19 protein-coding genes and 1 pseudogene are annotated in these 19545 nt (G+C 66.4%); 3 read left to right on the top strand and 17 right to left on the bottom strand.

The genetic code is table 11. The annotated features are described in order from the left end of the window. Positions 1-7 precede the first annotated feature (7 nt). From AMETH_RS06085 to AMETH_RS06065, 5 genes are read right to left on the bottom strand one after another with little or no spacing between them, the layout of a single operon-like run. Positions 8-1381 (bottom strand): MlaD family protein, encoded by a 1374-nt coding sequence (locus tag AMETH_RS06085; protein WP_017987169.1) that lies wholly within the window; start codon positions 1379-1381, stop codon positions 8-10. Beyond that, positions 1378-2571 (bottom strand): MCE family protein, encoded by a 1194-nt coding sequence (locus AMETH_RS06080; RefSeq protein ID WP_017987168.1) that lies wholly within the window; start codon positions 2569-2571, stop codon positions 1378-1380. The genes AMETH_RS06085 and AMETH_RS06080 overlap by 4 nt, the downstream gene beginning before the upstream one ends. A gap of 38 nt (positions 2572-2609) precedes the next feature. Next, on the bottom strand, positions 2610-3440 hold the full coding sequence (locus AMETH_RS06075; RefSeq protein ID WP_081617672.1) for an ABC transporter ATP-binding protein: 831 nt from the start codon (positions 3438-3440) through the stop codon (positions 2610-2612). Positions 3441-3468: 28 nt separating this feature from the next. Continuing rightward, positions 3469-4332, bottom strand: coding sequence for an MlaE family ABC transporter permease (locus AMETH_RS06070; protein WP_081617671.1), 864 nt, complete (start codon positions 4330-4332; stop codon positions 3469-3471). Continuing rightward, entirely contained in the window at positions 4329-5201 is an 873-nt protein-coding gene (locus AMETH_RS06065) for an MlaE family ABC transporter permease (RefSeq protein ID WP_017987165.1), read from the bottom strand. The genes AMETH_RS06070 and AMETH_RS06065 overlap by 4 nt, the downstream gene beginning before the upstream one ends. A gap of 190 nt (positions 5202-5391) precedes the next feature. On the opposite strand from AMETH_RS06065, the gene AMETH_RS06060 reads away from it, so the two are divergent. Beyond that, positions 5392-5871, top strand: coding sequence for a pyridoxamine 5'-phosphate oxidase family protein (locus AMETH_RS06060; protein ID WP_081617670.1), 480 nt, complete (start codon positions 5392-5394; stop codon positions 5869-5871). 30 nt (positions 5872-5901) lie between these two features. Here AMETH_RS06060 and AMETH_RS06055 read toward each other — a convergent pair whose 3' ends face one another. From AMETH_RS06055 to AMETH_RS06000, 12 genes are all read right to left on the bottom strand, one after another. Beyond that, complete coding sequence (locus AMETH_RS06055) at positions 5902-6333, bottom strand: hypothetical protein (RefSeq protein ID WP_017987163.1); 432 nt, start codon at positions 6331-6333, stop codon at positions 5902-5904. 47 nt (positions 6334-6380) lie between these two features. Beyond that, a complete protein-coding gene (locus AMETH_RS06050) occupies positions 6381-7823 on the bottom strand; it encodes an aldehyde dehydrogenase family protein (protein WP_017987162.1) in 1443 nt (480 codons plus the stop codon). Next, positions 7820-8917: a zinc-binding dehydrogenase gene (locus tag AMETH_RS06045; protein ID WP_223843066.1), complete on the bottom strand. Its 1098-nt coding sequence runs from the start codon at positions 8915-8917 to the stop codon at positions 7820-7822. Before AMETH_RS06045 ends, AMETH_RS06050 begins: the two co-directional genes overlap by 4 nt. 19 nt (positions 8918-8936) lie before the next feature. Continuing rightward, on the bottom strand, positions 8937-9356 hold the full coding sequence (locus AMETH_RS06040) for an SCP2 sterol-binding domain-containing protein (protein ID WP_017987160.1): 420 nt from the start codon (positions 9354-9356) through the stop codon (positions 8937-8939). A gap of 49 nt (positions 9357-9405) precedes the next feature. Beyond that, positions 9406-10683, bottom strand: a complete 1278-nt coding sequence (locus tag AMETH_RS06035; RefSeq protein ID WP_223843065.1) for a cytochrome P450 — start codon at positions 10681-10683, stop codon at positions 9406-9408. After that, positions 10664-11194, bottom strand: a complete 531-nt coding sequence (locus AMETH_RS06030) for an aromatic-ring-hydroxylating dioxygenase subunit beta (RefSeq protein WP_017987158.1) — start codon at positions 11192-11194, stop codon at positions 10664-10666. The genes AMETH_RS06035 and AMETH_RS06030 overlap by 20 nt, the downstream gene beginning before the upstream one ends. Next, on the bottom strand, positions 11191-12456 hold the full coding sequence (locus AMETH_RS06025; RefSeq protein WP_017987157.1) for an aromatic ring-hydroxylating oxygenase subunit alpha: 1266 nt from the start codon (positions 12454-12456) through the stop codon (positions 11191-11193). Before AMETH_RS06025 ends, AMETH_RS06030 begins: the two co-directional genes overlap by 4 nt. A 48-nt stretch (positions 12457-12504) precedes the next feature. Further along, positions 12505-13566, bottom strand: coding sequence for a DODA-type extradiol aromatic ring-opening family dioxygenase (locus AMETH_RS06020; RefSeq protein WP_026153853.1), 1062 nt, complete (start codon positions 13564-13566; stop codon positions 12505-12507). 110 nt (positions 13567-13676) lie between these two features. Beyond that, a complete protein-coding gene (locus AMETH_RS06015; RefSeq protein ID WP_017987155.1) occupies positions 13677-15275 on the bottom strand; it encodes an AMP-binding protein in 1599 nt (532 codons plus the stop codon). After that, the gene (locus tag AMETH_RS06010) at positions 15272-15904 is read right to left on the bottom strand and encodes an RNA polymerase sigma factor (protein WP_017987154.1); all 633 of its coding nucleotides are present in this window, start codon (positions 15902-15904) and stop codon (positions 15272-15274) included. Before AMETH_RS06010 ends, AMETH_RS06015 begins: the two co-directional genes overlap by 4 nt. A 34-nt stretch (positions 15905-15938) precedes the next feature. After that, positions 15939-17195 carry an acyl-CoA dehydrogenase family protein gene (locus tag AMETH_RS06005; protein WP_017987153.1) on the bottom strand — a complete coding sequence of 419 codons (1257 nt, stop codon included), beginning with the start codon at positions 17193-17195 and terminating at the stop codon, positions 15939-15941. Between the two features lie 8 nt (positions 17196-17203). Beyond that, positions 17204-18313 carry an acyl-CoA dehydrogenase family protein gene (locus AMETH_RS06000; protein ID WP_081617669.1) on the bottom strand — a complete coding sequence of 370 codons (1110 nt, stop codon included), beginning with the start codon at positions 18311-18313 and terminating at the stop codon, positions 17204-17206. Between AMETH_RS06000 and AMETH_RS42390 the strand changes: the two are divergent. Both AMETH_RS42390 and AMETH_RS05995 read left to right on the top strand, forming a co-directional pair. Beyond that, a pseudogene (locus AMETH_RS42390) lies at positions 18301-18993 on the top strand (AMP-binding protein); the annotation flags it as partial. The gene AMETH_RS06000 and the pseudogene AMETH_RS42390 overlap by 13 nt on opposite strands. Before the next feature lie 130 nt (positions 18994-19123). Further along, positions 19124-19534 (top strand): AMP-binding enzyme, encoded by a 411-nt coding sequence (locus AMETH_RS05995; RefSeq protein ID WP_017987151.1) that lies wholly within the window; start codon positions 19124-19126, stop codon positions 19532-19534. Positions 19535-19545 lie beyond the last annotated feature (11 nt).

The following is a 19545-nucleotide window of genomic DNA, read 5'->3' as shown; positions in this document are numbered from 1 at the left end:
GGGCATGTCACACCCCTCCGAGAAGTTGACCCAGCAGCGACTGTTCCTGCGTCTCCGTCAGACCGGTCGCGTTCCCGGGGTCGCCGCCGGCGGGCGTCCCGGCTGGTTGCGCGCCGTTGCCCAGCAGGCCCGGCAGCAGCTGCGACAGGCCCCCGCTGTTCGGCACGAGCGGCGGCGGTGCCGCGCCGGCCGGCTTGCCCGGGCCGAACTGGGCCAACGCCCCGGCGACGAGATCCTTCGCCACATTGGGAGTCACATGGATGACACCGCGGAAGTAGTGTCCCAGCGCGTCCCGGCCATTGGTACTGAGCGACCACTTCCGCACGAACGCCATCAGGTCGTCCAGATGCTGGTTCAGCAATTGGTCGCCGACCGGGCGCAAGTTCGCCGCCGTGCCCGCGAGGTTGGGCCCCGCCGCAGCGAGATTGGCGACCACCGGCGCCGCCTCACGCAGCAGTGCGTCCGCGTGCGTCAGCACCGGCTGCAGCGAGGCCAGAGCCGGATCCGCGGCGTCGGCGAACTGGTCGAGTTCTCCGCTGATCTGGTCGAGATTGCCGGTGATCGGCCGGATCGACTGCAACGTCGGGGTCGCCGGGGCAGCCACCCCGGTGAGGTTCTGCAGCGTCTGCCGTGCCTGGGTAAGTGTGCTGGGCAGCTCGGCCAGCGTCTGGTCCAGACCTTGCTGGTTCACGGCCAGTGTGGACAGTGTCGTCTGCGTGCTGCCGACGAGATCGTCGAGGACCTTGCCGTCGTTCGACGCCAATGCGTCCGCAACGGGCTGGACCCGGTCCACCAATTCGCCCAGCTGCTGGTTCTGCCCGCGCAGCAGGTCGCCGAGGCTTTTGGTCTGGATCATTGCCGGCGCGAGTGCGCTGATCGCCTGCGCCGCCTGCGGACCGGCGTCCCGAAACCCCTCCCCGAGGCTGCTCAGCACCACGGCGAGCGAGGTGGAGGTGGGGTCGTCGAACGTGTCGATGACCTGTTGCAACGTGACCGCCGACGAAGTCTGCGTGACCGGCACAATCGCCGGGCTGAGATACGGCTGCGTCGGCGAACCGGCGTCCACGTCGATGAACCGCTCGCCCAGGAGACTGACCGGCTTGATGGTCAGCTTCGCGTCCCGGTGCAACGGCAGCACCGCGCGATCGAGCGTCATCGTGACCTTGGCGCGGCCACTGTCCAGCTGGATGCTGTCGACGGTGCCCACCTGAACACCGGACGCGCGGACCTGTGAACCGGGGTCGAGCGGGCTGGCGTCGGTGAAATAGCCAACCACAGTGGAGCTTCCGCTGTCCGGTTGTGAGGCGCCGACACACGTCGCGGCGACCGCCAGCGTGGTCACCAACGCGCCGACCGCGCGGCGAGCCTTGTTCGTCTTCATCGAATACCGTCCCCGTTCGCGTCCACCCAGGGTTGGTTGACCAGAGAACCGGGCGCGGGCCGCTGGTCCTGGCGGATTCCCGGCGGCAGCAGGCCCGGGTTGTCGTTGACGCTGGTGCTCGACGCCGCAATCAGAACGCGGCCGTAGTTCCCGCTGTTCTGGTTCGCGAAGATCTCCGTCCAGTTCGACAGCCAGCCCGCGATTTCCGGCGCGTAAGGCCGCAAGAACGCCACCGCGGGCTGCAGTTCGGTGATCGCCGCGGTCACGGCGGGCAGGGTGCCGTGCGCACTGTCCAGCAGCGCGGGCGTCTGTTGCAGCAACGACTGCACGTCGCCGAGGGCAGGCCGCAGCGCGGCCACGGTCGGCTGCAACTGCTCGAGCACCGGGCTGAGATTGCGAGCCACCGACGGCAGTTGTGCCGTGGCTGGCCGGAGGGTGTTCAGCAACGGGACCGTCGCGTCCACGGCGCCGGGCACGTTTCGCAGCGTCGTGTTCGCCTGGCCGACCGTCGAGGGCAGCTGCGAAAGACCGTTCTGCAGCGCCTGCTGTTCGTTCGCCACGGCGGAGGTCAGCTGGTGCAGGTTGTCAACCGTCTGGCCGAGGTCCGGACCACGGGCAGCCAGCTGCGCGGTCACGTCGTGCAGTCGCGTGACGAGTTCACGGATCGCCGGGCCGTCGTCACCCACCGCACGCATCACGTCGCCCAGCGCTTCGACGGCCGGGCCGGTGCTGCGCAGTGTTTCCTGCACGTCGGGTTCCCGTTGCGCCAGCGTCTTGTTCAGCTGGTCGACCAATCCCTGGACCTGATCCCTGGTTGGCTTGTCCAATGTCGCCAGCAGGTCGTCGATCTCGACCCGCTCGTTGCCCGAGACGATGCGGCTTCCGCTGGGCAGCAAAGGATTCGAGGCACCACCGGGCAGCAGTTCCAGCACCCGCGCGCCGATCGCGGACAGCCAATTTATCCGTGCGGTGGTGCCCGCGCGCAGTGGCGCATGGTCCGCGTCGACCTCCACCCTGACCAGCGCCCGGTCCTCGACCACGCGCACCTCGCGGATCTGCCCCACTCGTTCACCGGCCAGCACCACCTGACCACCCGGATACGTGCCGTCGGCGTTGGGCATCAGGATCTCGACTTCGTAGTCGCTCTGGCCGAACACCGCGAAACCCGCGCCGACCAGCGCGAGGGTCATCACCACGGACAGAATCAGCCATCTCGTCCGGCGCATCGTCAGTCCATTCCCAAGGGGCCGACGGCGTCACCGGCGAGGAACTGACGCACGAACGCGTTGTCGGAGGCGAACGCCTCCTCCGCCTCGCCGTAATGCACCATCTTTCCCTGCCACAGCACGCCGACGTAGTCGCTGAGCGTGCGGGCACTAGCGATGTCGTGCGTGATGACGATGTAGGTCCCGCCGTGCTCGGCGTGCATCTGCGTGATCAGCTGGCACAGCAGCCGAGTGCGGACCGGGTCGAGCCCCGAGTCCGGTTCGTCGAACAGCACCACATCCGGGCGCATGACGAGTGCCCGCGCGAAACCTGCTCGCTTGCGCATGCCACCGGAGATCTCGTTCGGCGCCCTGTGCACCGCGCCCTCGAGCCCGACCTCCTTGAGATTCGTCATCACGATTTCGCGAATTTCCGACTCGGACTTGTCCGTGTGCTTGCGCAAGGGAAACGCGACATTGTCGTAAAGGTTCATGGAGCCGAACAGCGCGCCGTCCTGGAACAAGACGCCGAACCGTTTGCGGAGCTCGAAACGATCGACCTCGCTCACCCGCCAGATGTCCTGCCCGAACACGCTGACCTCCCCGACGTCGGGTTCCAGCAGCCCCACGATGTGTTTGAGGAGCACGCTCTTTCCCGTTCCGGAGGGGCCGAGGATGGTCGTGATCGCATCGTCTGTGATGTCCACGGAAAGGCCCGCCAGCACCGGGGAGCCGCCACCGAACGTCTTGTGCACGTTCTTCAGCCGGATAGTGTGCCGATCGCCATTCGTGGCGGACAACTCGGCGAGACCTGCCGGGCCACGCGGGCCGGCCGACGAAACACTGGACGACATGTTCACTCCATACCCACTGCTGTGGCGGTCAGTTCCCGATCGGGGAATTCGGTGTGCTACCCCAGAAAAGTTGCTCGAGCATCATCGCGGTGATGCTGATGATCACGATGCTCACCATCATGGAACGCGCGGTGTTGTCGCCAACGCCGACGGGCCCACCCTTGGCGGTGAGGCCGTAGTAAGAAGACACCAGAACGATGAGCAGCCCGATCAGCGTTCCCCAGATGAGGGTCACCGTGAAGTCGTACCCGTTCTGGAAAAGGAAGAGGAAATAGATGTACGCGCCTGGCGATGTGGTGCCGAGCACGAGGACGTTGAGCAGATAGCCGCCGATGAACTCGAAGAACAGCGCGGAGATCCACAGCAGCGGAACGACGAGCAGCGCGGCCACGAACCGGGTTCCTGCCAAGTAGGGAATGGGCCGGATGCCCATCACCTCCAGTGCGTCGACCTCCTCGCTGATCCGCATCGAGCCCAGTTCCGCGACGATGCCGCAACCGAGTTTGGCGGCGAACATCCAGCCGAAGGCCGTCTCGGTCGCGCCGCGCATACCGCCGATCGCGTGCGCGCCGCCGACATAGCTTTCGATGCCGATGTTGCCGAACAGAAAGTGCAGCGTCAGCCCGATCAGTGCCCCGATCATCAGCGTCATCGAAAGCACGACCAGCAGGTTCGACCGCACGTACATGCCCGCGATGCGGATGATTTCCGACGGGTACAGGCGGACCGCGGCCGGCACCGAACGGATCACCTGCCCGCAGAACACGACGATTTCGCCCGCGCCGGCCAAGGAGCGCCGAACTGATCCGTTTTCCGCCGCGGCGGTCTTCGGCCGGGTAACGGGCGTCGCAGGCGGCAACACCTCGGTGGTGGCGGAATCCGCGCCGCTCATTTGAGCTCGCCCAGGTGTGGAAAGAGCCCTAAGTAAAGCGCCTGATAGGTCAACTGGAGAACGAAGACGCCCAGCAACGAAACCACCACAGCCTGGTTCACCGCCCGGCCCAGGCCGATCGCACCGCCGGTCGCGGCGAATCCCTTGTAGCAGCACACCGTGCCGACCAGCAGGCCGACCAGGAGGCTGTTGAGGACGACCGCGACGATGTCGATCGGATAGACCTGGGTGAAAATCGACTGGTAGAAGTCCGCTGCGGGGATGCCAGCAACGTAACTCGCCCCGATTTGCATGGTGAACGCCGTCACCAGCAGCGACGGAACCGAAAGCAGGATCGCGATCAGGGTGAGCGCGACGACCCTGGGCACCGCGATGTCGCGGACCGGGTCGATGCCCATCACCCGCATCGCGTCCAGCTCCTCCCGTACTTTTCGAGCACCCACATCGCTGGTCAGCGCCGCGCCGATGACACCGGCCATGACGACCGAATTGACCCACACGGTGAAGGTCCGGGTGCTGTACATGAACAGTGTCGGCCCGAAGAGGTGTTGTGCGCCGGCCATCGCGAAGAACTGGACCGCGAGCACCGACAACGCCATGAGAAAGCCGAAAACCGAGGCGGAGACCGGCAGCCAGGTCCGTTTGATGGTCACGTGAAGGTGCTCGAACACCTCGCTCCAGTACCCGCGCGGATGGCGAACCGCGCTCCACACGATCTTCGCGAAAAGCTGTCCCATCCCGCCAGCTTCGACGACGGGCCTGCGGGCGACGCCCGGCACGTACCCGATCGCACGGGAAGCGCGGCCGTCGTACGGGCCAAGGCCGAGCGCCGGCGACGGCGCTACCCGATCGTCCGGGGCTATTCCCATGACTTACTCCTTCCCGCCGAGACGGTGAGCTGTGGCACAAGACTTTCCGACAACCTCGGGCAGCCCGACAAACGACGTTTCCGGTGGGCAGAACACCTCGCTCAACGTCCCGACGAACGGAAACCGCACTGGTGCTCGAACATCTGTCGCGGTTCCATTCCGCTCCGTGAATCCGAACGAAAGGGGAACTATGTCCGCCGGCTCGCACCGTCGACCGAGCACAGCGATGAATCCAGAGGAGGTGGCCGAGTTCCTCCATGCCGGGCACACCGCACTCGTCGCGTCACACCGGTCCGACCGAACCATCCACCTGGTTCCCATGTGGTACGAGATCGTCGACGGAAATCCGTCGATGTGGTCCTTCGCTCGCTCGCAGAAGGTGCTCAATCTCCGCCGCGATCCTACGGTCACTGTCCTGGTCGAGGCGGGCTCGGAATACCAGGAACTGCGCGGTGTGCAGCTCACCGGAAAGGCACGGATCGTGGACGATCCGGCGGAGGTGCTGCGGATCGGCGCACAGATCCACCGGAAATACAACGCACCGGCCGAGGCCGGACCGCAGGAGCTGCCCGAGGCGCTGCGACGTCAGGCGGCCAAACGGGTCGTCATCGTGGTGACGGTGGACCGCACGGCTTCGTGGGACCACCGCAAGCTCGGCGGCGGCTACTGAGCCATTGCACAGAACGCGAAGCGGCGCGGGTCAGGCCACCCCGACCCGCGCCGCTTCGCTGACCGCGCACATGGTGCACGGCGTGAAGCCCTCGTCGAGCGCTTCGTCGAGCACGAGTTCGTCCGGCTCTCGATCATGCAACGCCCGACAACCCGCATGGTGAAAGCGCCGCCGTCCAGGTAGGACATGAACGACCGGCTGCGCCACTTCGTCGGCGACATCCACTGTGGCTTCTTCCGGCGCGGCCTCGTCCGGCTCTATCGCCACCCGCTGCTTGTCCTTTGCAGACTCTGTCTGCCACGAACGCAGTTCGCTGAGCAGCTGCAGGATCTCCGTGGCATACGACAGGGCCAGCGCGAGCACGCACAATCCGAGCGCGACGAACGCGAGCGAAGGGTGATCCCACACCCAGCCCCCGGCCGCGGCGCCGAGCGCGCCAAGAACGAGCAGTACGACGATCATGTTCTTCACCCTCCGGCTGTCGGTGGCGGAGTCGACTCTGGGATTGCCTACGCCACGCGGAAATTCACGACATGGGATTCAGTGAACGCCCGCAGGCCCTCGATCCCCATCTCCCGGCCGATTCCGCTGTGTTTGACCCCGCCAAAGGGAACCCGCGGGTCCATCGCAAACAATCCGTGGCTGTTCAGGTGGACGGTACCGGCCTCGATCTGGCGCGCGGCGTGCTGCGCACGCTCCTTGTCGTGCGTCCACACCGAAGCGGTCAGCCCGTACTCGGTCGCGTTGATCAGGTCGATGGCCTGTTCGACGTCGTCATAGGGCTGAACCGGGATTGCCGGGCCGAACTGCTCCGTCTGCACCAGCGCGTTGTCCTCGGGACATCCGGCGACCACAGCGGGCTGCTGGAACCAGCCGCGATCCGGGTCGCCCAGCATGGTGCCGCCGCGCAGTACCTTGGCGCCCGCGGACTCCGCGCCGGCAAGCAGCTCACGCACGATGGTCCGCTGCTGCTCCGTGGTGAGCGGCCCCATGGTCGCCTCAGGGTGCAGCCCGTCGGCGACGACGACGTGCTCCAGTTCGGCGACCATGCCCTCGCACAGTTCCTCCACTCTGCTCCGGGGCGCGTAGATCCGTTTGATGGCCACGCACACCTGGCCGGTCGTGGGAAACGCGTTCGCCAGCAGGGAAGCACATAGTTCCTCGTCCACCGGACGGTCGTCGAGGACCAGTGCGGCGTCGTTTCCGCCGAGCTCCAGCGTGACGTTCTTGAGCGTGGACGCGGCAGCCGCGGCCGCGAGCTTGCCGGTCGCGGTGGACCCGGTAAGCGTCACTTTGCCGACGCCGGGATGTGACATCAGGTTCGCGGAAATCTCCGCGTCGGTGCCAGTCACGGTGGACAGCAATCCCGGCGGGAAGTGGTCGGCGAGTGCCGCGAAGGTTTCCAGCGCGGCCAGCGGTGCGATGGGAGACGGCTTCACGATCACCGCGTTGCCCGCGACGAGCGCCGGCACCACCTTCATCGCCGCGATCCCCACCGGGTAGTTCCACGGCGTGATCGCCGCGACCACGCCGATCGGGTCGCGATACTGCGTCGTGACGCCGAGCGAATCGTCGAGCAGTGTGGCGCCACGGTCCAGTTCGCCTGCCATCCCGTGGTACACGTCGGCGAGCGCCTCATAGTACCCCAGCTCGAACGTGGCCTCCCAGGAGATCTTGCCCTGTTCGCGGACCAGCAACTCGTCGATACCCTCCACGGCGTCCACTTTGGCTACGCTGTCGAGCACGATCGCGGCCCGCTCTACGGCTGGCAGCCGCCGCCATTCACGCTGGGCGCGCCGCGCGGCGGCGACCGCCCGGTCCAGATCCGCAGGAATGAGCAGCGGATAGGTACCGACCACCTCACGCGCGTCGGCGGGGTTGTAGACGTCGCCCCGCCGGTCGCCGCCGACCAGTTCGCCGTCGATCAGGCACCGGCTGTCGATCTTGTTCACGGCCTCTCCTCCGGCTGGTCGAAACACACCACGGCGCGGCCGGGTGGCAGGCGAATCTCGTTGGTCAGCAACCCGGGCACGTCGTCGAGCGTGTAGGTCTCTGACACCAGGACGTCAAGCGGCAGCCTGCCGTCCCGGTACAGTGCGAGAGCGGCCGGAATATCGATCCTCGGCACCAGGGAACCCGCATACGTACCGGTGACCCGCTTCTGCATCATGAAGCCGTAAAGGTCCAGCTCGACCTCATTGGACGCGTCGTCGATGCCGACCGCCACGACCTCCCCACCGGCACGAATGCTCTGGAAGGCGGTCTCGACCGTCCCTTTGCGACCGACCGCGTCGATCGCCACGTCGGCACCCCGCCCGGTCAGTTCCATCACTGACCGCAGCACTCGGTCGCCGTCCGGGTCGAGCACGTGTGTGGCGCCGACCTTCTCCGCCATCGCCCGCGCGCCGGCCGACGGGTCCACCGCGATGATCGTGGTGGCGCCACGCACCTTCGCGGCCATGATCGCCGTCAGCCCGACACCCCCACAGCCGATCACGACGACGCTCGACCCGATCCACAGCGTCGTCCGGCGGACAACCGCTCCGAAACCGGTCCCGCCGCCACACGCGAGCAGTGAGGCTACCGGAAACGGGATGTCCTTGGGGATCGGCACCGCGGAATTCGATGGCACCACCGCGTACTCCGCGAGCGACGACTGACACAGCAAAGAATGGAACTCCTCACCGCCGTTGCTCAATCGCGTCGTCCCGTCGAGCAACAGCCCGCCGGGCGCCATCGCCGAGCCGACCTCGCAGATGGACAAATTCCCGAGCCCGCACTGGTAGCACGAGCCACACGACACCACGATGCTGAGGACCACGTGGTCGCCAACGCCGACATCCTCGACCCCGGGCCCGGTCGCCTCCACAACGCCGGCGCCCTCGTGCCCCGGCACGAACGGCAGCGGAGCCGGAAGCGCCCCGGACACCATCGAAAGGTCGGTGTGGCAGATACCGGTCGCGGCCAGCCGTACGAGCACCTCGCCCATGGCGGGGACCGGCTTGTCGATCTCCTCGATCGACACCGAACCGGGCTCTCGCGTCACCGCTGCGCGCATGGCGTCCTCAGCTCGCCGCGAGCAGGTCGGTTCGCCCGTCGTCGCTCAGCATCTGCTCGTACGCCGCGAACAACGGCTTGGTCAACGGCAGCAGCTTGAGGGCCTTTGCCGTAGAACCCTCCATCCGGATTTTCTTCTTCGCCATCGCGACCGGAAAATTCAGCTTGCCCAGCCAGAAGTTGTGTGCGTCATCGCATTTCATGTACAGGTCCACCGTGGCGTTGCCGGCCGAAGCCGCCTCGTCGCCGTAACTCACCTTCTGCGCCGGGAAGTCCACGAGGATGGTCGTCTCCGGCTCCACGTAGTTCAGACGTAGAACCAGCCCGGTGCCCTGCGTGGCGTTGACGAAGTCGGGCTCGGCGACCACGTTCTCGAACATCCTCCCGATATAGCCGTTGGCCTCTTCGGCATCCTTGAAAACCGCCATTGTTGCTGGCCTCCTTCGATCTTGTACGATGTTGACGAATGACGGGGCGTCAGTCCCAGTGCACGGGCAGCTTGCTGACCATGCGGTTCTGACCACCTTGGAACTCGACGGCGTCCAGATCGGTGATGCGGTAGCCGGGAATCCGCTTCAATATTTCCTCGAGCACGATGCGCATCTCCGCCTGCGCGAGCGGCGCCCCGACGCACCGGTGCACACCGTCCCCGAAGCCCAGGTGCCGGTTCGGCGAACGATCGATGTCGAAGACGTCCGGATTTTCGAACGCCTCCTCGTCCCGGTTGCCCGCGGCGTAGGACAACCAGACTTTGTCGCCCTTCCTGAGCTGCCTGCCCCGCACACACACGTCCTCGCTCACGGTGCGGGCGATGCCTTGCACGGGTGCGCCCTGCCGCAGCGCCTCCTCGACGGCGAGTGGGATCTGTGTGGGGTCGGCCGCGAGCCGCCGCTGGACGTTCGGATCGGCGCCGACGTACAACAGCAACGAGCCGATACCGCCCACCGTGGTCTCGTGGCCCGCGACGATCGTGATCAGGGTCATCCCGAGCGCTTCGTCCTCACCCATCGGGCGTCCGTCTACTTCGGCCTGCACGATTCGGGTAAGCATGTCGTCCGCGGGCTCGGCCCGGCGTTCGTCCAGGACGTTCATCAGGTAGATGCAGTATTCGAGCGCCGCTTCGAAGTTGGTTTCGAGGTCCTCGGCCTTGGCCGCCTCCAGCATCCGCTCGGTGAGCACCCGGAACTTTTCCCAGTCTTCCTTCGGAAATCCCATCAGCTGCGCGATCACCACCGCGGGCAGCGGGCTCGCCAGTTCGGTCGCGAAGTCGGCCTCGCCGCGGTCCGCGAACGCGTCGATGAGGTCGGTCGCGACCAGCCGGATGGTGCCCTCCAGCTCCTGCATCCGTCCGCGGCTGAACTCGCGCTGCAGGATGCGGCGGTAACTGGAGTGCAGCGGCGGGTCGGATTCGAGCGGGATCAACGGAACCGGTGAACCGAAATGTGGAATAGTGACCCCGGCCCCGCTGAGGAAGGTGTTCGTGTTCCGGGTCGCCGCCCTGATGTCGTCGTATTTGCTGAGCACCCAGAACCCGTCGTATTTCGTGGAACGCGCGACCGGGCAGCGCTGGTGGAGATCCCGGAACACCGGGAAGGGGTTCTGAATGAACTCCGGATCGGCATGGTCGAAATCGACGTTCTCGTCGACGTCGTCCCTGGTTTGGGCCATCCTCGCTCCTCCTTCAGGTGGCACGGCCGGAGCGGGCGTGCCGGCGGCATTGTCCGCGCGACCGTCCTTAAAGGATGATCGCGACATCGTACGCGGGACGTAGACTCGTCATGTCCAGCTCGACCCGCTTGTGCCGGATCAGCAGCTGCCCGCCGACGACAGCGAGCCGGTAGTCGTACCTGCCGACGTAGTCCACGTGCCGGCCGCCGCGCGACCGGAACACCGCGAACGCCGCCGTTACCGCGAGGACGTCGTCCACACGGGCGCCGAGGCGGACGTTGGATACGAGATGCCGGGTCTGTGAGTGGGGATACTCGCGATGTGCGCGGCGGCTGTTCAACCGCACCACACGCGATTCCATCCGCGTCCGGTCGTCGTCGACGAGCACCAGATCCTTGTCCGGATCGGCGTCCCGCGAGTCCGTCGCGGGCACGACATAGCGAGCGTCGTCGGTGTAAAGACCGAGCCAATCGTCGAGGTTCCACGCGTCGAGCAGGTCCGCTTCCGCGAACAGCAGGTCTTCCACATCGTGGCGGGTCACGCTGTGCGAGTCCGGCACGAACACCGAATAGCCAGGCACACCAGCCGCGATCGTCATAGTGCCTCCTCGTGCTCATCCCGGTCACCGTGCATCTGCTCTGCCCACCGCCGCCAGAACGCGCGCATCTGTTCCTCGTCCGTGTCCTTCGGCGACCGCGCCATCCCCCGCGACACGTCATTCCATTCGACGCCGCCGCTGTCGAAGCCCGTCTGGCACGACTCCAACGCCTCCAGGTCGTCGGGCGTGGCGAAACCGCCCGGCCCGAGAAAAGTCAGGAAGTTGTCGAGCCTTCGCTCGCGCAGCAACGGCATTTCGTTTTCCGGCGCGAGCTGCCAGGCAGTGATCTCGGTGCGCCCCGGGGCCACCGGCATGAAGGTCCGGACGGTGACCGCCATAATGTCGTTAATGATCAAGTTCGGGTAGATCAGCAGGTTCCGGCTGGTATTCGCCATCCGGTAGGCCTGTTCCTCACCGTGCCTGTCGACCAGTCCGGCCCGGATCCGCTCGATCTCGCCCCGGGCATCCTCGCCGAACGAGGGCTCCCAGTTCGCGATCGGCCTGCCCCAGGGTGCGTCGCCCTCCACGACGGCGTGACCGTTGCCCAGCGACCGGCCAACCCCGGTGATGCCGCCTTCGAGACTGGTGCCCAATGCGGCGAGGTACTGGAAGTACGTCGCGTGCACCGCCAGCGCGTGGTAGCCGTCTATGCTGTTCTCCACCAGGAGCTTCCAGTTGGCTTCCATGCCGTATTCGTGCGTGCCCTTGAGGATTTCGACAGCACCGGACGCGCCGTCGACGACGAGGTCGATGTATTCCTTCGCCCCGGCCAGATACGCCGGGAGGTCCATGATTTCCGGGTCGTAGCTGAGGAACACGAACCCCCGGTAGCTGTCCACCCGGGGCGGACGTGCCAGGCCGAGCTCCGACATGTCCAGTCCGCCGCCGTACGCGCCCCGATCCGGCACGCCCACCAGGTTTCCCTCCGTGTCGAAGGTCCAGGCGTGGTAGAAGCATTGGAACGTTTGCGCGTTCCCACTGTCCTTTCGGCACACCGCCGCACCGCGATGTGTGCACGAGTTGTGGAAGACTCCGATCTTGCCGCTCTTGGCGCCGCGCGCCATGAAGACCGGGCGGCCTCCCACCGGGCGGCGCACGTAGTCGCCGGGGTTGCGGACCTCCGACTCGTGGCCGACGTAAAGCCACGAATGTCCAAATATCCGCTCCCGTTCCGTTTTGAAGACCTGCTGGTTGGTCATGCTGGACCGGTGCACCCGGAACCGGCGCCGTTCGAGGTCCTCGTCGACGAGCCGGGACGGCACCGGGCTCGTTCGCGGCGATGCGCCGCTCACTAGCGTCACGACCACTCCTCACGCATAGATGGCGAACGCCTTGTTGGAATTGAAGACACCGGTCGTCACGAACGTCGACCAGTCGAGGCCGAGGCCGAGTTCGTCGACGGCGCCGAGCAAGCAGAACCAGTTAAGCATTTCGTGTTGCCCGGCGTCGACGATCTCCCTGCTGGTGATCTCCCGCCAGGGCTTGCGATGCCCCGAAGCCAGCGCGTCGTACAGGCGCTGATCAGCGGCGGTGTCCGGACGGAGATGCCAGTCCTTGTCGTTCAGGAACGCATGCGACCAACTCGAGGACGCGACGAACGCGACCCGTTTCCCCGAGGACCGCATCGCCCTGGCCACCGCCGCGCCCAGCGCCATACACCGCTGCGGACTCGGCCCCGCCGGGTCCCGCTGCGCGTCCTTGATCTCGTCGAACCGGGCCAGCCCGCCCCGACGGGCGATCAGGTGCTCGCCGTAGCAGTTCACTGTGATCGGCAGGAACCGGTACGGCAGCTTGGATCCGTAGTTCTCGTAGTCCAAAAAGGTCTGTGTGTTCAGGATCGAGTGCGGGAAATGGGTGTCGGCGCGTTGTTTGTACGAGTAGGCCATGTCGAAGCCGTCCTCGATCAACCGGTCCGTCAGCCAGCGCGCCAGCGCCGCGTCACCACGCAGGGTGCACGTCGTGTCGTGCGGCATGTTCCAGGCATTGTCCAGACCACGATCGGCGAGCAGCCCGAACGGCCGGACCTCGACGTCGTCATAGGCGAGCACGCAATAGGGCGGGACCACTTCCTCGCGGAAGTTCTCGTACTGGTCATCACCCCAGACCAGCACCACATCGGGCGCGAAATCGTCGAGCTTCTCGCGGATGCGCGACACCCCGTCGACGAGCTGCCGCCGGTGTTCCGCGGCCGCCGCCTTGCCGTGGTCGTCGGACCATTCAGCGCGCATCTGCTCGGGCCACGACGCGGGGTCCTTTTCCTCCGCCGGTATTCCCGGATCGCGAAGGGTGAACCCGAGAATACCGGCCATCTGCTCGTCGGTACCCCCCAGCGGGGGGTAGTGGGTCATCCCCAGACCGATTGCGCCGGACAATGTCTGCCTCCTCGTCGAGACCGGACGAACTGTTTCGGCCAGTGCGACCGCAGTATCGGACGCACTTTCCGCTGTGTGCCAGCCCACGTTCCGCAGGGCTGAATAGCGGGCTAGCCAGCCTGTCCGGCGCGCGCCCGGCACATCTCGAGGGCCCGTTCCGCAAGCACTTTCTTGTCGACCTTGAGACTGCTGTTGAGCGGCAGCTCCTCGGTGCGCAGAAACATGCGGGGCACCTTGAAGTTCGCCAGCGCGCTCCGGCACCATTCGCGCAAAGCGGTCTCGTCGAATTCGTAGCCGCGCTCGCAGACGATGAACGCCGCACCGACCTCGCCAAGCCGCTCGTCAGGAATTCCGACCAACGCGACCTCGCGCACACCCTCGTGCTCGCGGATGGAATTCTCCACCTCCGCGGGATACACGTTGAAACCGCCGACGATGAACATGTCCTTCAGCCGGCCGGTCACCTTGACATAGCCGCCCGGATCGACTAGCCCGACATCGCCGGTGTGCAACCAGCCCTCCGGATTGACAGCCTTCGCCGACTGCTCGGGATCGTTCAGGTATCCGCTCATCACGGTCGGTCCCCGCACCAGGAATTCACCCTGTTCCCCGGCCGACATCGTCCTGCCCTCGGCATCCACCACGCGGAACTCCAAATGCTCCAATACGCGACCGGCGTACTGCGACACGGTCGCCGGACTGTCCTGAAGGGACGAGACCGAAACCGGGCCGCACGCCTCCGTCAGGCCGTAAGCGGTGAGCACGTTGTCGAATATGTTGTTCTCCAGCAGGCCGATGACGAGTTCCTCCGGAATGACGGTGGAACCGGTGAGCGCGATCCGCAACGACGACAGATCACGCTGCCGCGCCTTCGGGGTCAGGAACGCGGCCAGGATCGTCGGCGGCCCTGGCAGTACCGTAACGCGTTCGCGCTCGACCAGGTCGATGATCGCATCGGGGTCGAACGCCGATTCCAGAATGGTCGCCGCCGCGTGCATCAGTCCCATGTAGAGCCCGGCACGCATACCGAACTGAGCGAACAGCGGGGCAAGCACCAGGTTTCGATCCCCTGGCCGGAACCCGAGCGCGGCGCCGAGCGCCTTCATCGCGAGCAGGTTCTTACCGTGCGTCTGGATGACGCCCTTCGGCACACCCGTCGTGCCGGAGGTGTACATGATGTCGCTGATCTCATCAGCCCGGAGGTCAGCCACACGCTTGAGCGCATCCTCCTCGGGCACGGTCGTGCCATGTTCGAGGAACTGCTCCCACGTAATGTCCTTTTCGGACACCTCGCCGCTCATGACCACGATCGGGAGATCGGCGTGGGACGGGGCAGCCTGGCGTAGCATCGCCGCGTAGTCGACATCGAGGAATCCCGAAGTGGTGAACAGCGCGACGGCCCGGCTGTTGTCCAGCAGCTCCGCGGCTTCCTTGCCACGGAAGCGAGTGTTGATCGGGACCGCCACTGCCCGCGCCGCGAGCACCGCGAGTTCTACGACGCACCATTGCCAGCAGTTCTGTGCCCAGACCGCCACCCGGTCGCCCTCGTGCACGCCCATCCCGATGAGCGCGCGGCACGCGTCGAGCACGGCTCGGTCGAGTTCCCGGTAGGTCAGCCGGACGGCCCCGTCGACGATGGCCTCCTGCTCTGGGTACCGGGCGGCGGTGGCGCGCAGTGTGGCGGGAATGGAGGCTGCTGTGTCACTCATGTTCTGCTCTCCTTTTTCGGAAGAGGGGGAAGACCGGTCATCGCCGAACCGGAATCGTCCGGCGAGACCAGCGAGGGTGGCAAGAGTTCGCCCAGCCGCCGGACGGCGCGATGTTGCAGGGCTCGAACGGCAGCCGCGTTCCTGCCGATGTGCCGGGCTGTCTCCGACACGGAGCGATTGGCGAAGAAGCGCCACCACAGGCACTCCTGCTGGTCCGGAGTCAACTGTGTGATCGCGAGACGGAGGGCGGCGCGGTCCAACTCCCGCAGCACGTCCTCCTCCGGGATTCCCTCACGGGCCACGGTTTCCGGCGGCTGCGCCGTTACCGCCGCGTTCCGGCTCCACCCGGACTTCGCCATGTCGAACGTGACGTTGCGGGCGATCGTGGTCAACCACGAGCCGAGATCCTTGCCCAGATCACGCACCGACCCGATCGACCGCAGCGCGCGCAGGAACGTCTCACTCGCGATGTCCTCCGCCGTCGCGTGATCACCCGTCTTGGCGTAGGCGTAGTCGGCGATGACGCGCGCATAGCGCCGGTAGATTCCGGCAAAGGCCGCGAAATCCCCGCCCTGGGTTGCGCTGACGAGTTCCCAGGTATCGATCGCGGCGTGTTCGACAACCGGCATATCGTTCACCTTCTCCGGGTGGACGGCGGACCGCTCAGCCCGAGACCGGCCGCAGCGCGGCCGCGATATCCGTTTCCAGCTCACGGTTCGCGGCCGCGAAGATGCCGCGGCCGACCGTGAGCTTGAGAATCTGGCTGGTCCCTTCGAGCAGATCGAAACAAACCGCGTCGCGGTACCACTTCTCCAGCAAATGCCGTTCCGAGGAGCCTTCACTGCCCATGATCTGCACCAGCCTGCGATACCCTCGCTCGACGATGCGCGGACCGTGCGATTTTGCCATCGCGGCCTCGGTACGGTGCGGCAGACCGTGATCCGCCTTCCAAGCCGCGTTGACGAGAAGGCGCATCAGATCGTCCATCGAGGCGCGGATTTCGCCGAGATCCTCCTCGATCCGTTGCCTGCGCCGGGCATTGAACCCAGGTGTCTGGCTCTTGACCCAATCGCCGACGTAATCGGTGGCGCCGCGTAGTGTGCCGACATTCCACGCCATGCAAAAGGGACGTGTACGGTTCAGCACGTTCAGCCCCTCAAGGAAGCCCTTCGGATCATCGGGATCGCCGAGCATGTGGTCGTAGGGCACCCGGACGTCCTCGAATTCGATCGTCGACTGCCGCAGGTAACGCATGCCGAGCTTGCGTTCCTCGGTCTCCCGCAGGATTTTGATGCCGGGCGAGTCCTGCGGTACCATCACGCCGCGCAGGCCGCTCATGCCTCGCGCCGGATCGACCGTGACGAACACGAGCATGACCGTCGCCTCGGCGCCCTGCGAGCTGAATCGCTTGCGGCCGTTGATGACCCACTCGTCGCCGTCGCGGACGGCCTGCGTCCGGATCGCCGAGATATCCGACCCGCAGTGCTCCTCGGTGAACGCGAACGAACTCTGGATCGGCTGCTCCCCCGGCGGGGTCTCCCATCGCTCGAGCTGCTGCGGGGTGCCGATGACGCTGAGGATCTTCTCGAGATTCGCGTTACGCGGCAACGCGCCCCACGCCCACCCGTCGCCGTAGCACATGGCCTCCATGGCCAGCACGCCGAGAACATGGTTGTCGTCGTCGGAGTCCGAGGCCCGGTACCGCTTGCCGCCGCCGGACCGGACGAGCCCGAGTTCCGGCACCGCCAGCGGCGACATGTCGATCGGGCAGCTTTCCAGGGCCCGCTTGCCCGCCTCGAACACCTTCGTCTCGAGGGTGTCGGCTGTGCGGGCGAGCGGGCGCACCTCGTGCAGCGACCATTCGCGCAGCTCAGCCAGCAGCTGCCGGGTTCCGGCGGGCAGGTCGAAAGAGATCGTCACGACGTCTCCTAGCTCAGTCCGAAGGGCATCTCGAGCAGGTCGAAATCGACGGCGCCGAGCGCCGCGGCGTGGCGATACCACCGCTCCACCGGCAGTTCGCGGGTGATGCCGCGGACCCCGATCAGCTGGACGCCGTCCCGGCTGGCGCGCAGGGCGAGGGCGGAAGCGCGATTGACCGCCCTGGTGACATGGCGCTCGATCTCGGCGACCTCGTCGAGCCAGGCGAGGCTCGCCGCGGCGTCCCACGACAGCAGCCGCACCTCCTCCAGTTCGGTGCTCAGCTCGATCAGTGGGAACGAAACACCCTGGTGCTGGGCCAGCGGGCTGCCCCAGGTGGTGCGTTGCACCGCGTACGCCGCGCAGTACTCCAGCGCCGCCCGGGCCAACCCGACCGAAGCCGCCGCCACCAGTAGCCGGGCCTGACCGATCGCGCGATGCAGGGCCAGGCCACTGGACAGCCGCTCGTCGGCGTCGAACGCGGCCTCTTGTATGAACACCGGGCCGCTGGGGGTCGCGTCGAGTCCGATCTTGCCCGCCTCGCGGTCGCCCGCCAGTCCCGTGCGGGCGCCGGCGAAGCAGAAGGCCGCAGGCTCGTCGCCATCGCGCCCGACGAGCAGTGACACGTCGGCGTCGGCCGGGTAGGCGACGGACCCCTTGCGGCCGGTGACGGTCCAGCCGTCACCGGCCCAGGTCACCTTCGTCTCGAACTCGCTCGGCTGGCGGCCGAAGTCCTCGTACACAAGTAAACTCGCGGTCGCCGCCTCGTTCCCGGTAAACGCCGCACCGGCAGCCTGGCGTTGCGCGTCCGTGCCACACGCGCAGACGATCGTGGCGACCTGGAACGCCGACACGGCGGCCCAGGCGATCCCGGCATCGCCGTAGGCGAGTTCCTCGACGGCCACGAGCAGGGTGTGCGGATCGTCGATACCCCTCTCGAACAGCGCCGCGGGGGCGAGGCCGACCTTGTCCAGCTGACGGACGAGGGCTGGGAGATCGAGCCCGGCACGCTCCGCTTCGGCGGCTCGGCCGCGCAGGTCGGTGCGGGCGATGGCGTGCAGTTCCGCGCGCATCGCCTGCTGCACGGGCGAAAGCCCAAGATCGAAATATGCGCCGGGCATCTGGCCAACCTCCTCAGATCCGGAACCCTAGTCGGCGTGCTGGACAGCCGCCCCGAGACAATGCGCGTTTCCAGTGCCACCCACAACGCGCATTTCCGGGGACCGGAACCCTGCCACTCGACGTAACGAGCTTTCGGCCGGTCGGTCCCGGGAACGTCCGTTTCCCGCGCCGACCACAACAAGCGTTTCCGGCTACCGGAATTCGGTCACTCGCGCGTCGCGAGGTTCCCGGCAGGCGGAACTTCGCATGGCGAGTCGCACGCGGACGCGGTTTGAATGCGGCGAACTCCGCTCATTTCGCCGAGAGGTCACCAATGTCCTGCACCGAAGTCACCTTCAACGACCTCATCGTCGACGCGCTCACCGGCCGCGGCGATCAGATCGCGTTCATCGACGGAGACAGGCGAGTCAGTTACGCCGAAGGCGCCGCCTGTGTGGGCAGGATCGTCACGATCCTCCGCGAACGCAGCGTGGCCGAGGGGTCGGGCGTTCTCGTGCTGAGCCCGAACCGGCCGGAATCGTGGCTGGTGCAGGCCGCCACCTATCTCGTCGGCGCCCGCTTCACTGGTCTTCAGGCATTGGGGTCGACCGACGATCACGTGTACGTCTGCGACGACACGGCCGCTTCGGTCCTGTTCGTCGATCCCCGGTTCGAGGACCGCGCCGCAGAACTCGTCGAGCGTTGCCCGAGCCTGCGCCATGTCATCACGTTCGGCGCCAGCGACGCGGGCGAGGATCTCTTTTCACTCTACCAAAAGACTTCACCCGCGCCGCTGGCGCCGGGCGACGCTGCCGGAGGAGACGGAAAAGGTGTTGCGCGGCGGCTGGCTCCGGACGGGCGACATTGGTCGCCGCGACGAGGACGGTTATGTCTACATCGTCGACAGGGCAAAGGATCTCATCATCTCCGGCGGTCTGAACGTCTATGCCCGCGAGGTCGAGGACGCGCTCGCCGCGGAGCCCTCCGTCGCCGCCGCGGCAGTGATCGGCGTGCCCCACGAACGCTGGGGTGAAGCGGTGAAAGCCTTCGTGGTCCCGCGCGCCGGACACTCGATCGACACCGATGCGTTGATGGCCGCTGTCAAAGCGAAGAAGGGTTCACACCAATCGCCGAAAAGCATCGAGGTCATCGCCGAACTGCCACAGACGACCGTGGGCAAGGTCGACAAGAAGGCCCTGCGCGCCCCGTTCTGGCAGCAGGCCGGACGCGAAGTCAACTGATCTCGAGGAGG

The sequence above is a fragment of the Amycolatopsis methanolica 239 genome, assembly GCF_000739085.1.
In the GTDB taxonomy this organism is placed as follows: domain Bacteria; phylum Actinomycetota; class Actinomycetes; order Mycobacteriales; family Pseudonocardiaceae; genus Amycolatopsis_E; species Amycolatopsis_E methanolica.
The sequence above is the reverse complement of the archived record's forward strand: the minus strand, read 5'-3'. Positions and strand labels throughout refer to the sequence as shown.